Raw genomic sequence first — 11,404 nt, forward strand, 5'->3', positions numbered from 1 at the left:
GGACAGGTCGCCGACATGCCGGAGAAGGAGACGAGCGCCCTGGGCCCGCAGTCGTCCGGCGAGGCCGGTGACGCCTTCGAGCCGGGCTCGACGAGGCGCTCGCCCACTCGTTCGACGAGGATGCCGATCACGCCACGTGCACCGAGGTGTTCCGTCCCGGCTACCGGATCGGTGACCAGCTGCCGCGGCCGGCCCAGGTAGCCGTGACCGAAGGCCCTCGGTCCGAGGCGTCCCAGCAGGAGGGCACCTCCGGGTGACGGCGGGGGCCGGGCCACCTCGACGGAAGGGGTGAGCACTGTGCCGTGGCAGCCGTGTGTGCTTCTCAAGTACGGCGAACTCGCGCTCAAGGGCCGCAACCGGTGGCTCTTCGAGCGGCAGCTCCGCGACAACGTACGCCACGGCGTGGCCGGAATCCGCTCGCCCGTGCGGATCCGCGGGCGTCGTGGCGTCCTCGTGCTCGCCGCGGCGCCGGAACACCAGGAGGAACTGGTGGCACGGGCGTGCGAGGTGATGGGCATCAGTGTGGTGCAGCCCGCACTGCGGGTGCCCCGTACTCCCGACGACGCCGCGTCGGCCGCGCTGGAACTCGCCTCTTCGCGCGGGGCGTCCCGCCCTGCCCCGCGCCGCTTCGCCGTACGGGCCCGGCGGCGGGACAAGAACTTCCCGCTGTCCTCGGACCAGCTCGCCGCACATGTCGGCGCCCGGATCTGCAAGGAGCTGGGATGGCCGGTCGATCTGGACACCCCGGAGCTGGAGATCGCCGTCGAGGTCGACCGGCACGAGGTGTTCGTTTCCACCGCGCGCCTCCCCGGCCAGGGCGGGCTGCCGGTCGGGGCCAGCGGCCGGGCGCTGGTGATGCTCTCCGGCGGCTACGACTCTCCCGTGGGGGCCTATCGCGCCATGCGCCGGGGCCTGCACTGCGAGTTCGTCCACTTCACCGGCGCTCCGTACACCGGGCCCTCCTCCACCTACAAGGCGTACGCGCTGGCGCGGCGGCTCGGTGCGTTCCAGGGCGGTGTGCGGTTGCACGTCATCCCGCTCGGTGAGGCCCAGCGCGCGCTCGCCGTGGCCGGGGCCGGGGAGCTGCAGATCGTGGCGCAGCGGCGGCTGATGGTGCGTACGGCCGACCGGCTGGCAGCGCGGCTCGGAGCGCGGGCGCTGGTCACCGGGGACAGCCTGGGACAGGTCTCCAGCCAGACGCTGCCCAACCTCACGGCGGTCGAGCAGGCCGCCACGCTCCCGCTGCTGCGTCCGCTGCTCGGTTGGGACAAGGCAGAGATCATGGCCGAGGCCGAGCGCCTCGGCACCGCCGAGATCTCCCGGCTGCCGGATGAGGACTGCTGCAAACTGCTCCTGCCGCCGCATGTGACCACGCGGGCGGCACCTGCCAGGCTGGACCGGCTGGACCAGCGGATGGACCCTGACGAGATGGCCGAACGCCTCCTGACGCGGGTCCGGGTGCTCCAGCCGGAGGGGAGACCGGCCGAAGCACCCGGGCCGGGCTGAGCGGCCTCCCCGCATTGCCGGTCGGGACGCGGCACAGTGGCGTACTGCGCACAGCCGCCGTGCACGTCCCAGCCGGTGCGGACGGACGAGGGGCAGGTTTCCCCCACGCCGGAGGCAATGGCATCACGTCCCGCAGGTCCAACGCAGCCAGGGAACCCCCACCCGAGCGGCGGACCGACCGCCTCGTGACCGGGAGCGACGCGCGCATCGTGCCGGGGAGCCCGGCGTTCCTGTGCGTCATCCCCCTCGGCTCCCTCGGCCTCCCCCCTCCCCCCTGCATCTGACAGCTAGGTGTGTTGTCCGGGAGACGTGCAACGGGCGGTGCTGCGGTCAGTCGGCCCGGCCCCGGAACCCGTATCCGGCGTCGTCGAGTACAGCGGCGATCGCCGCCTCGTCGGGCCCGCCTTCGGAGGTGACGGTCATCCGCCCGGTGGAGGTGTCGACGTCGACACCGCTGACGCCGTCGAGCTCGCCGACCACCTTGGTCACGACGCCCTTGCAGTGGTCGCTGTGGACGCCGGAGACCTTGAAGACGGTGTCGGTCGGCTCCGCGGCCCCGGAGTGGCAGCTGCCGTCGGTGGTGCAGCAGGACGAGGCCGTCGCTGCGGTCTCTTCGGTCGTCTCGGTCGTCGTCACATCGGACATGGGTTCCTCCTGGAAGAGACAAGGGCCAGGCGCTCAGCGGGTACCGGGGTAGGTACCCCGGAAGGCCGAATCACTTGCGCTCTTTATACCCCTCCCCCGTATACACCCGCAAGATTTCACGGTCAGCAAAAACACCCGCCAGGGGTATTTCCACCTGCGGTGACCGCGTAGTCGGCTACAGGGACGCTGCGGCAACGCAGCGGATGCGCGCCCGCCAGGGGGCGTCGTCCGGTGCGTGCGGTCCGCCGGTCCGCCGGTCCGCCGGTCGCCGCGGCCCAGGGCTCGGTCCTGCCGGTCCCGGAGGACGCAGGCCACATGCGCCGTCTGCGCCCAGCCCGCCGGCGCGAGCAGCCGCGACAGGGAGTCCGGAGGCGCGGCGGCCCGTACGCGGCCCTCTCGAGCCGCCGAAACCGCCGAGACCGCCGCGCGTGCCGCGTCCGCCGCGTCAGAACGCGGGGTCGAGAAGAGAGTCGAAGGCGGCCGGGAGGCGCATCCAGGATTCACGCCCGGCCGCGTACTCCGCGTCCGTGAGCAGGCAGGAGTCGAGAAGCTGTGCCAGTGCTTCGCGGTCCAGGCCCGGCGAGGTGAAGACGAGGTGCTGGCAGCGGTCGCCGTGCTCCGGATCCCAGTCCAACGCGGCGGCTGCCCTGCGCACCGGCGGCACCATCTCCCAGGCGGCGTCCGGCAGCGAGGCCAGCCACGGGCCCGCGCTCTCCACACACAGTGCGCCGCCCGCCGCCTCCCAGGCGAGCAGCGTGTCCGGCCGGTCGGCGAGCCAGAAACGGCCCCGGCTGCGGGCGGCGCCGCAGCACAGCTCCTCCAGTGCCCGGTAGAGCCGTTCGGGGTGGAAGGGGCGGCGGTGGTGCCAGACGAGCGTGGCCACGCCCGCTTCGTCCGCCTCCTGCGGCAGCAGCGCGCAGGCCGGGTGCTGGGCGGCGGCGGCCGAGCCGACGTCGAAGCCCGCGAAGGCGGCCTCGGCGAGATCGCCTGAGCCGGCGGTCACCTGCCGTGCGGTGGGGTGGAGTTGGGCGAGGAGTGCGCGGTCCTCGTCGTCGGCCTCCTCGCTGTCGACAAGCGCGAGGACGGGCGCGTACTCGAGCTGGCGGGCCCAGGTGTCCCCGACCGTACGCTGATCGGTCGCTGCCGCCGCGAGCCCGGCCTCGGTCAGATCGTCGCCGTTGGCGAGGTAGGGGAGCACCAGTGCTGGGTCGACGGCGGTCAGTACGTTGCGCAGGTCGAGGACGTCGGCGCCGTGCGCGGCGATGACCTCGGCCATCGCCTTGGGTTCGACCGAGTCCCACAGTTCGACGACGGCCAGCCGGGGCGTGCCGTCGGCGGCCAGGCGTCGCAGTTCGGGTACCAGGTCCTCGCGCAGCGCGCAGCAGGCGCAGTCGTTGACCAGTGGTGCCGCGCCGGAGGTCAGGTGCCCGGAGGCGTTGCGGACCAGGCGCCGCACCGTGCCCCCGGCGGCGGTGGCCAGATCGTGGTGGAGGGCGACGCTGCCGGGCACGGCACGCAGCAGTTGGTCCACCACCTGTGTGCGTGCCGCGGAGTGGAGACCGGCGACGATCACCACGGGCAGCCTCATGCGCGGCCTCCCTTTCCGTAACGGCGCTCGAAGCGCTCCACGCGGCCTGCGGTGTCGAGCACGCGTGCGGTCCCGGTGTAGAAGGGGTGGCTCACGGAGGAGATCTCGACGTCGACGACGGGATAGGTGTTGCCGTCCTCCCACTCCACCGTCTTGTCGCTGGTGAGGGTGGAGCGGGTGAGGAAGGCGGAGCCGGCGGCCTTGTCGCGGAAGACGACGGGGCCGTAGGCGGGGTGGATGCCGGGCTTCATGGCGGTGCCCTTCGGGACGGGAGGAGTGCGGTCAGCGTTCTTCGCGGAAGTCGACGTGCCTGCGGGCCTGCGGGTCGAACTTGCGCAGCACCAGGCGATCGGGGTCGTTCCGCCGGTTCCTGCGGGTGACGTAGACGTAGCCGGTCCCCGCCGTGGAGCGGAGCTTGACGAGTGGGCGTAGTTCGTTGCGGGCCATGGGCGCTAGTATATGACAACGATTTTCATTACCGAAAGCACTCGGAGAGAGAGGCAGGTCACCCGTTGTCCGCCCACTGCCAGCTGACCGGCGCCCAGCCCCGGTTCGGAAACAGCATTTCCCACTCGCACCGGCGCACCTCCCGGCGCTTCGACCCCAACATCCAGCGCAAGCGCTACTGGCTGCCGAGCGAGGGCCGCCACGTGCGCCTGACGCTGAGCACCAAGGCGATCAGAGCAATCGACACGATGGGCATCGAGGCGGCCGTGGCCCGCATCCGCGCGCGAGGGGTGAAGGTCTGATGGCGAAGAAGAGCAAGATCGCGCAGAACGAGAAGCGCAAGGCGACCGTCGAGCACCACGCCGCACGGCGGGCCGAGCTGAAGGAGATCATCCGGCGCCCGTCCACGCCGGACGCCGAACGCCTGGCCGCCGTGGCGGAGCTGCGCCGCCAGCCGCGAAACGCCAGCGCGACGCGCGTACGCAACCGGGACAGCGTGGACGGCCGCCCGCGCGGGCACCTGCGGCGGTTCGGGCTCTCCCGCATCCGCGTCCGGGAGCAGGCTCATGCCGGGTTCCTGCCGGGAGTCACCAAGTCCTCCTGGTAGGCGGCACCCACGGGGGCAGCGCCGACCGGCGGCACCTGCGGCCCGCGCCCTTCGGGCTGCGGGCCGCAGGTGCGGTGCCTAGGTAAAGAGTGCCTAGGTAAAGAGGTACCGCTCCCCCGCCGTCGCCCGGAGCGTGGTCTCGCCGCCGGGCAGCAGCGTGCTGCGCAGGGTGAGTTCGCCCGTGCGGCTCGCGGTGAGGGCGATGCGGCTCGCCCGTCCGCCGCTCCAGGTGATGTCGAGGGTGACACCGCCGCGCGCCCGCAGCCCCCGCACCTCGCCCCGGGGCCATGCGCCGGGCAGCGCGGGCAGGATCTCGATCGGGCCGTGCTGGCTCTGCACCAGCATCTCCGCGATGCCCGCCGTGGCACCGAAGTTGCCGTCGATCTGGTACGGGGGGTGGGTGTCCCAGAGGTTCGGCAGCGTGGAGGCCCTGAGCTGCTCGGCGAGCATCGTGTGGGAGTGGTCCCCGTCGTGGAGCCGCGCCCAGAAGTTGATCTTCCACGCCTTGCTCCAGCCCGTGCCGCCGTCACCGCGTGCGGTGAGCGACACCCTGGCGGCCTCGGCCCACCGGTCGCCCGCCGCTATCTGGCGGCCGGGATGCAGGGCGAAGAGGTGCGACACATGGCGGTGCTCGTCTTCCTGGCTGTCCAGGTCGGCCTTCCACTCCTGCAACTGGCCCCAGGAGCCGACGCGCAGCCCCGGATCGAGCGCGTCCAGCGCGTCTTCGAGCCGGGTGCGGAAGCCGGGAGGTTCGCCCAGAGTCCGGGCGGCCTCCAGCGTGCTGGTGAGCAGATCATGCACGATCTGCTGCGACATCGCCGCGCCCGCCGTGAAGTCACCGTGCTCGGGCGAGTAGCTGGGGGTGGCGACGAGCTTCCCGTCGCGCGGATCGGGGCGCAGGTTGTCCAGCCAGAATTCGGCGGCCTCCTTCATCACCGGGTAGGCGGTGGCACGCAGATAGCCGAGGGAGCCGCTGAAGCGGTAGTGCTCGTACAGCTGCCCGGTGATCCAGGCCGCGGCCTCCGGGAACCAGAAGGCGGTCGGCCAGTCGTGCACGCCGGTGAAGCCGTACGGATTGGTCTCGTTGTGCACCACCCAGCCCTTCGAACCGAACATCTTCCGCGCGGTGCGCCGGCCGGGCGCGCACAGCGTCTCGACGAAGCGGGCGTACGGCGCGGTGGTCTCGGCGAGGTTGGTGACCTCGGCGGGCCAGTAGTTCATCTGCAGGTTGATGTTGACGTGGTAGTCGGCGGACCACGCCGGGCCGGTGCTGTTGTTCCACACGCCCTGGAGGTTGGCGGGCAGCGAACCGGCACGCGACGAGGCGATCAGCAGATAGCGCCCGTACTGGAAGAAGAGTGCCTCCAGCGCCCGGTCGGCGGCGCTCGAACCGCCGGTGTATTGGGCGAGAAGCTGGTCGGTGGGCAGGTCGGGGAGCTGCTGGCCGATGTCCAGGGAGACCCGGTCGAAGAGTGCCCGGTGGTCGCTCTCGTGTTCGGCGCGCAGCTCCTCGTACGGCCGCCGGGCGGCGTCGTTGACGGCCCGGGTGACGGCGGCGTGCGGGTCGTCCCCTCGGTAGTCGGGATAGGTGTCGGCGTAGTCGGTGCCCGCCGCGAGGACGAACCAGGCACTGTCGGCGCCCCGCACGGTGAGGGTGCCGTCCGTCCGGGCCGTGACGCTGCCGCCGGCGGTACGCACCTCGATCTGGGCCTCGAAGCGCAGCCCGTTGTCCTGGAGGGCACCCCGCACCGTGAGGCGGCTGCCGGAGGCCGTGGCCGTGAAGTCCTTACGGGGCGAGGTGTAGCGGAGGGTGAAGCCGACACTGCCCGGCTGGTCCGCCCGGAAACGTCCGGCGAGGACCCGGCCGGGATGGGAGGCGAAGAACTCCCGCTGGTGGGCGGTGCCCTGATGGGTGTAGGCGACGGTGGCGACGGCCGTGGCGAGGTCGAGACCGCGCCGGTAGGAGGGGTCGGGGGCGGTGGGTGCTGCGGGCACGTCCAGCACCAGGTCCCCGAAGACCTGGTAAGCCCCGTAGCCGCGCTTCGGCTGGCCCAGTTCACCGGCGACGGACTCCGGGGAGAGCGATCCGTCGGTCTCCAGCCGCCGCTGGACGGAGGCGAGGGCACCGGGGCGGGGAGAGGACCAGTCGCCGTGGTCGTAGCCTCCGGCGGCACCGGGCCCGCCGGTCCACAGCGTCTTCTCGTTGAAGACGAGCCGCTCGGAGGCGAGGGTGCCGTACACGCTCGCGCCGAGGGCCCCACCGCCCAGGGGGAGACTCTCGCGCTCCCAGTCGGCGGCGGGCCGCGTGTACCAGAGGGTCAGTTCCCCGGCTGCGGTGGCGGTGTCGCTGCTGGTGGCGGTGTCGGCGGCGGCAGCAGGCTGGGCTCCCAGTGCCAGCCCGCCCGTCACACCGAGCGCGGTCTTCATCGTCGTCCTTCGACTGATGTGCTGAGTCATGCCAGATCACCTCGAACGTCGGTGGTACGGCGGGTCGGGGTCGTGCAGGTCGGGGTCGTGCAGGTCACAGGCCGTAGATCCTGGTCGCGGTCGCCGAGAAGACGGCCTCCCGCCCGCCCGTCCCCAGCCCCTCGGTGAGGGCCCACGCGGCCCCGACCACCTCCGGGTACGAGGCGGCGAGCAGGCATACGGGCCAGTCGGAGCCGAACATCACCCGGTCCGGGCCGAAGGCGCGCACGACGGTGTCGGCGTACGGACGCAAATCCTCGATACTCCAGGTGTCCCAGGCCGCCTCGGTGACCAGCCCGGAGAGCTTGCACGCGGTGTTGGGGAGGGTGGCGAAGGCGCGGACGGCCCGCGCCCACGGTTCCAGCTCACCGGCGGCGACGGGCGGTTTGGCCAGATGGTCGAGCACGAAGGTGAGGGCGGGGACCGCCGCCGCGGCCTCGTAGGCGGCCCGCAGCTGGTGCGGCCGGATCACGAGGTCGTAGGCGAGCCCCGCCTCGGCGAGTGCGCGCAGCCCGCGCAGTACGTCGGGGCGGACGAGCCACTCCGGATCGGGCTCGTGCTGGACCTGGTGGCGGATGCCGGCGAGCTTCCCGCCGCCCGGCAGTTCGCGCAGCCCTTCGATGCGGTCGGCGATCTGGGGCGAGGCGAGGTCGGTCCAGCCGACCACGCCCGCCACCGCGCCGCCGCCCGCCGCCAGCCGGAGGAGTTCGGGGGTCTCCTCGGCGACAGTGACCGTCTGCACCACCACGGTCGCCCGCACGTGCGCCGCGCGCAGTTCCGGTGTGAGGTCTTCGAGGGTGAAGTTCCGCCGCAGCGGCGTGAGTTCGCGGCCGGTGATCCAAGCCTGATCGCGCACCGAGAGGTCCCAGAGGTGGTGGTGGGCATCGACGATCCGCATCGGCCTCACCCTTCCCTGTCCGGCGTGGGGACCCGGTCCGGCAGCAGGCCCTCGGCGCGCAGTTCGTCCCACAGCGCGGCCGGGACGGGGCGGCCCGGCGGCGCGGCGGCGTCCCGTACCTCCGCCGCCGACCGGGCGCCGATCAGGACGCTCGCGACGGCCGGATGCCCGAAGGGGAACCGCAGCGCGGCGGCCCGCAGGCCGACCCCGTGCCGCTCGACGACCGCCTTGACGCGCAGGGCCCGGTCCAGTACGGGAGGTGGCACCGGCGCGTAGTCGAAGGTCGCGCCCGGCCGCGGGTCCGCCAGCAGGCCGGAGTTGAAGACGCTGCCGACCACGACGCTGCGCCCGCGCGCGACCGCCTCCGGCAGCACGTCGTCCAACCCCTGCTGATCCAGCAGGGTGTAGCGGCCCGCCAGCAGCACGACGTCGACATCGGTGTCGCGGAGGAAGCGGGCGAGCAGCGGCGACTGGTTCATGCCGACGCCGATGGCGCCCACCACGCCCTCCGCGCGCAGCCGTTCCAGCGCGGGGTAGGCCTCGTGGAGGGCCTGACGGGCGTGGTGATCGGGGTCGTGGAGATAGACGATGTCGACCCGGTCCAGGCCCAGCCGCTGAAGACTCTCCTGGAGGCTCCGGCGCACGCCGTCGGCGCTGAAGTCCCAGACGCGGCGGTGGGTGGCGGGCACCGCGAAGCCGTGGGCGAGGTCGTCGCCGCCGGGCCCGCCGGGCACCAGCAGCCGTCCTGCCTTGGTGGAGAGGGTGAAGTCGGCGCGGGGCCGGTCGGCCAGGGCGGCGCCGAGCCGCCGCTCGGACAGGCCGAGCCCATAGTGGGGTGCCGTGTCGAAGTAGCGGATTCCGGCGTCCCAGGCGGCGTCCACGCAGTCGGCGGCCTGTGCGGAGCTGACGGAGGCGTAGAGGTTGCCGATCGAGGCGGCGCCGAGGGCCAGTCGGGTGACCCGGACCGTGCTGCGGCCGAGCGTGACCTTCATGACCGCTCCGGCCGGAGTCTCAGGCCCGCCATACCGCCGTCGACCGCGAGCGCGGTACCGGTGACCGACGCCGCACCCGGTCCCGCCAGATAGACGATCGCCGCCGCGACCTCCTCCGGGCTCACCAGGGCACCCGTCGGCTGGCGCGCGCTCAGCGCGGCACGTTCGGCCGCCGGATCGTCGGCAGCCTCCAACAGCCGCGCCACCCAGGGGGTGTCGACGGTGCCCGGCGTCACACAGTTCACCCGGATCCCTTCGCGGACGTGGTCCGCCGCCATCGCCAGAGTCAGCGAGAGCAGGGCTCCCTTGCTGGCGCTGTACAGGGCGCGCTGCGGCAGCCCGGCGGTGGCGGCGATCGAGCAGGTGTTGACGATCGCCGCGTGGGCGGATTCCCGCAGGTACGGCAGCGCCGCCCGGGTGGTGCGTACGGCACCGAGGAGGTTGACGTCCAGCACCCGGTGCCACTGGGCGTCGTCGTTGTCCTCGACGGTGCCCTGCGCCCCGATGCCCGCGTTGTTGACGAGGATGTCGAGGCCGCCGAGAGCCGCTGCGGCGTCCCGGACCGCCGTACGGACGGATGCGTCGTCGGCGACGTCGGCGCGGTAGGCGAGCAGCGGCGCCCGCACGGCGTCCGGCTCCAGATCGACTACGGCGACCCGGGCCCCGTACGCCGCCAGCGCCTCGGCGGTGGCCCGGCCGATCCCCGACGCACCGCCGGTGACCAGGGCCCTGAGACCCGTCATGCCCGGTGTCATGCGACCGCCTCCCCGGTGGGCGCGGCGAGGGTGGGCGCGGCGAGTTCGGCCGCCCAGAAGGTGCCCTCCGGATAGCGGTATTCGGCGAGCGACTCGGCCCGCATGGTGGCCGAGAAGCCGGGCGAGCGGGGCGCGTCGTACCGCCCGTCGCGGACGGAGACGGGGTCGAGGAAGTGCTCGTGCAGATGGTCGACGTACTCGATGACCCGCGCGCCGAGGCTTGCCGACTCGGTGCTTGCCGAATCGGTGCTTCCCGAATCGGTGCTTCCCGACAGCGAGACGTAGTCGTACATCGCAAGGTGCTGGACGAGCTCGCAGAGGCCCACGCCGCCCGCGTGCGGGCAGACCGGGACGCCGAACTTGGCGGCGAGCAGCAGGATCGCCAGGTTCTCGTTGACGCCGCCGACACGCACGGCGTCGATCTGCAGGATGTCCAGTGCGTCCGCCTGCAGCAGCTGCTTGAAGACGATGCGGTTGTGGACGTGTTCCCCGGTCGCGACCTTGACGGGCCCGACCGCCCGCCGGATCGTGGCGTGGCCGAGGATGTCGTCGGGGCTGGTGGGCTCCTCGATCCAGTACGGGTCGAAGTCCGCGAGCGCGCGCGTCCACTCGATCGCCTCGTCGACGTTCCAGCGCTGGTTGGCGTCGACGGAGATCCGGATGTCCGGCCCGACGGCTTCGCGGGCGACCCGGCAGCGGCGGATGTCGTCGGCCACGTCCGCGCCGACCTTGAGCTTGATGTGGGTGAAGCCTTCGGCTACCGCCTCCTTGGCGCGGCGCGCGAGCTTCTCGTCGGAGTAGCCGAGCCAGCCGGGCGAGGTGGTGTACCCGGGGTAGCCGCGCTCCAGCAGCGCCGCCTCGCGCCCGGACGCCCCGCGCCGTCCCGCGCGCAGCATCCGCAGCGCCTCCTCGGGGGAGAGCACGTCGGCGATGTAGCGGAAGTCGATCTGCGAGACGATCCATTCGGGCTCGGCGTCGGCCAGCACCTTCCACAGCGGCTTTCCCGCGCGCTTGGCCGTCAGATCCCATACGGCGTTGACGACGGCGCCGATCGCCATGTGCATCACGCCCTTCTCCGGTCCGAGCCAGCGCAGTTGGCTGTCCCCGACCAGTTCGCGGCTGAGGGTGCCGGGGTCGGCGCACAGCGCGTCGAGCGGGCGGCCGAGCAGGTACGGGCGCAGCGCCTCGATGGCCGCGACCTGGACGCCGTTGCCGCGCCCGATGGTGAAGGTGAAGCCGTGGCCCTCCAGTCCGTCCGGGGCGTCGGTGCGCAGGACGACGTAGGCGGCGGAGTAGTCGGGGTCGGGGTTCATGGCATCGGACCCGTCCAGCTGCCGGGAGGTGGGGAAGCGGATGTCGTAGGTGTCCACCGCGCTGATCAGGGCGGCGGCGGACGGTGACGCGTACGGCGAGGTGGCCCCGGAGGGCGGAGTCGGCTCGGAAGCCGGAGATGACGCGGTTGACATGGTGCGGACCTTTCACACGAGGCGGTTCAGCCTG

Annotated in this window: 12 protein-coding genes and 1 pseudogene; 4 read left to right on the plus strand and 9 right to left on the minus strand. The window is 72.6% G+C overall.

Features of this window, described 5'->3' with window-relative positions; all coding sequences use genetic code 11:
• Window positions 1-101 precede the first annotated feature (101 nt).
• Together LHJ74_RS34330 and thiI are read left to right on the plus strand one after the other, a co-directional pair.
• A pseudogene (locus tag LHJ74_RS34330) lies at window positions 102-257 on the plus strand (nucleotide exchange factor GrpE); the annotation flags it as partial.
• A gap of 31 nt (window positions 258-288) precedes the next feature.
• Window positions 289-1,506 carry a tRNA uracil 4-sulfurtransferase ThiI gene (gene thiI / locus LHJ74_RS02690; RefSeq protein WP_260215776.1) on the plus strand — a complete coding sequence of 406 codons (1,218 nt, stop codon included), beginning with the start codon at window positions 289-291 and terminating at the stop codon, window positions 1,504-1,506.
• A 330-nt stretch (window positions 1,507-1,836) separates the two neighbouring features.
• Here the strand turns inward: thiI and LHJ74_RS02695 are convergent, their stop codons facing one another.
• From LHJ74_RS02695 to rpmG, 4 genes are all read right to left on the minus strand, one after another.
• Window positions 1,837-2,151: a heavy-metal-associated domain-containing protein gene (locus LHJ74_RS02695; protein WP_260215777.1), complete on the minus strand. Its 315-nt coding sequence runs from the start codon at window positions 2,149-2,151 to the stop codon at window positions 1,837-1,839.
• 445 nt (window positions 2,152-2,596) lie between these two features.
• Window positions 2,597-3,739, minus strand: coding sequence for a CobW family GTP-binding protein (locus tag LHJ74_RS02700; protein WP_260215778.1), 1,143 nt, complete (start codon window positions 3,737-3,739; stop codon window positions 2,597-2,599).
• On the minus strand, window positions 3,736-3,990 hold the full coding sequence (locus LHJ74_RS02705; protein ID WP_260215779.1) for a type B 50S ribosomal protein L31: 255 nt from the start codon (window positions 3,988-3,990) through the stop codon (window positions 3,736-3,738). Before LHJ74_RS02705 ends, LHJ74_RS02700 begins: the two co-directional genes overlap by 4 nt.
• A gap of 31 nt (window positions 3,991-4,021) precedes the next feature.
• Window positions 4,022-4,186, minus strand: a complete 165-nt coding sequence (rpmG, locus tag LHJ74_RS02710; RefSeq protein ID WP_260215780.1) for a 50S ribosomal protein L33 — start codon at window positions 4,184-4,186, stop codon at window positions 4,022-4,024.
• Window positions 4,187-4,251: 65 nt separating this feature from the next.
• On the opposite strand from rpmG, the gene rpmB reads away from it, so the two are divergent.
• Window positions 4,252-4,488 (plus strand): 50S ribosomal protein L28, encoded by a 237-nt coding sequence (gene rpmB, locus LHJ74_RS02715; RefSeq protein WP_260215781.1) that lies wholly within the window; start codon window positions 4,252-4,254, stop codon window positions 4,486-4,488.
• Window positions 4,488-4,793: a 30S ribosomal protein S14 gene (gene rpsN / locus LHJ74_RS02720; protein ID WP_260215782.1), complete on the plus strand. Its 306-nt coding sequence runs from the start codon at window positions 4,488-4,490 to the stop codon at window positions 4,791-4,793. Before rpmB ends, rpsN begins: the two co-directional genes overlap by 1 nt.
• A gap of 93 nt (window positions 4,794-4,886) precedes the next feature.
• On the opposite strand, the gene LHJ74_RS02725 is transcribed toward rpsN, so the two are convergent.
• From LHJ74_RS02725 to LHJ74_RS02745, 5 genes are all read right to left on the minus strand, one after another.
• Window positions 4,887-7,250, minus strand: a complete 2,364-nt coding sequence (locus LHJ74_RS02725; protein ID WP_260215783.1) for a glycoside hydrolase family 95 protein — start codon at window positions 7,248-7,250, stop codon at window positions 4,887-4,889.
• 64 nt (window positions 7,251-7,314) lie between these two features.
• A complete protein-coding gene (locus LHJ74_RS02730; protein WP_260215784.1) occupies window positions 7,315-8,157 on the minus strand; it encodes an amidohydrolase family protein in 843 nt (280 codons plus the stop codon).
• 5 nt (window positions 8,158-8,162) lie between these two features.
• Complete coding sequence (locus tag LHJ74_RS02735; RefSeq protein ID WP_260215785.1) at window positions 8,163-9,149, minus strand: aldo/keto reductase; 987 nt, start codon at window positions 9,147-9,149, stop codon at window positions 8,163-8,165.
• Window positions 9,146-9,892 (minus strand): SDR family NAD(P)-dependent oxidoreductase, encoded by a 747-nt coding sequence (locus LHJ74_RS02740; RefSeq protein ID WP_260215787.1) that lies wholly within the window; start codon window positions 9,890-9,892, stop codon window positions 9,146-9,148. The genes LHJ74_RS02735 and LHJ74_RS02740 overlap by 4 nt, the downstream gene beginning before the upstream one ends.
• Before the next feature lie 8 nt (window positions 9,893-9,900).
• Window positions 9,901-11,370, minus strand: a complete 1,470-nt coding sequence (locus tag LHJ74_RS02745) for an L-fuconate dehydratase (protein WP_260215788.1) — start codon at window positions 11,368-11,370, stop codon at window positions 9,901-9,903.
• Between the last annotated feature and the right edge of the window lie 34 nt (window positions 11,371-11,404).

It is taken from the genome of Streptomyces gossypii, from assembly GCF_025165795.1.
GTDB classification, from domain to species: domain Bacteria; phylum Actinomycetota; class Actinomycetes; order Streptomycetales; family Streptomycetaceae; genus Streptomyces; species Streptomyces gossypii.

Bases quoted from the DNA above. Each gene is read 5' to 3' on its own strand.
- LHJ74_RS02695 (WP_260215777.1), bottom strand. From the start codon at position 2,151: ATGTCCGATGTGACGACGACCGAGACGACCGAAGAGACCGCAGCGACG.
- LHJ74_RS02700 (WP_260215778.1), bottom strand. From the start codon at position 3,739: ATGAGGCTGCCCGTGGTGATCGTCGCCGGTCTCCACTCCGCGGCACGC.
- LHJ74_RS02705 (WP_260215779.1), bottom strand. From the start codon at position 3,990: ATGAAGCCCGGCATCCACCCCGCCTACGGCCCCGTCGTCTTCCGCGAC.
- rpmG (WP_260215780.1), bottom strand. From the start codon at position 4,186: ATGGCCCGCAACGAACTACGCCCACTCGTCAAGCTCCGCTCCACGGCG.
- rpsN (WP_260215782.1), top strand. From the start codon at position 4,488: ATGGCGAAGAAGAGCAAGATCGCGCAGAACGAGAAGCGCAAGGCGACC.
- LHJ74_RS02725 (WP_260215783.1), bottom strand. From the start codon at position 7,250: ATGACTCAGCACATCAGTCGAAGGACGACGATGAAGACCGCGCTCGGT.
- LHJ74_RS02730 (WP_260215784.1), bottom strand. From the start codon at position 8,157: ATGCGGATCGTCGATGCCCACCACCACCTCTGGGACCTCTCGGTGCGC.
- LHJ74_RS02735 (WP_260215785.1), bottom strand. From the start codon at position 9,149: ATGAAGGTCACGCTCGGCCGCAGCACGGTCCGGGTCACCCGACTGGCC.
- LHJ74_RS02740 (WP_260215787.1), bottom strand. From the start codon at position 9,892: ATGACGGGTCTCAGGGCCCTGGTCACCGGCGGTGCGTCGGGGATCGGC.
- LHJ74_RS02745 (WP_260215788.1), bottom strand. From the start codon at position 11,370: ATGTCAACCGCGTCATCTCCGGCTTCCGAGCCGACTCCGCCCTCCGGG.